Below are 487 nucleotides of genomic sequence, written 5' to 3'. Positions count from 1 at the left end.
AGAGCCGGCGATGATCAGCATCGAGTTGTTCAGCGAGAAGCCGATACCTGCCGCGGCCCAGCCGGAGTAGCTGTTGAGCATCGACACCACCACGGGCATGTCGGCGCCACCGATCGGGATAATGATCAGCACGCCGAGCACGAAGGCCAGGGCCAGCATCACGGTGAAGGCGGTGTAGTCGCCGGTGAGCATGAAGGTCACGCCCAGGCCCAGGGTGGCCAGGCCCAGCAGCAGGTTCAGCTTGTGCTGGCCGCCGAACTGGACCGGCGCACCCTGGAACAGGCGGAACTTCTGCTTCATGAAAAAAGAGCTGCCCGCCAGCTTGCCGAAGGCAATGACCGAGCCGGAGAAGGTGATGGCACCGATGGCGGCACCGAGGAACAGCTCCAGGCGGTTACCGGCCGGGATCGCGTCGCCGAGGTTCTGCACGATGCCCAGCGACTGCGGCTCGACCACGGCAGCCACGGCGATGAACACCGCTGCCAGG

The 487-nt window shown here is 65.3% G+C and carries 1 protein-coding gene; it reads right to left on the bottom strand.

Annotated elements, in window-relative coordinates:
* Nucleotides 1-487: NAD(P)(+) transhydrogenase (Re/Si-specific) subunit beta (locus ACM6J5_RS22350; RefSeq protein ID WP_414929359.1), on the bottom strand; the 487-nt coding region annotated here is incomplete at both ends.

This window comes from Pseudomonas sp. IT-P74 (assembly GCF_949768175.1).
Classification (GTDB): domain Bacteria; phylum Pseudomonadota; class Gammaproteobacteria; order Pseudomonadales; family Pseudomonadaceae; genus Aquipseudomonas.
This window is presented reverse-complemented; position numbering and strand designations above follow the sequence as displayed.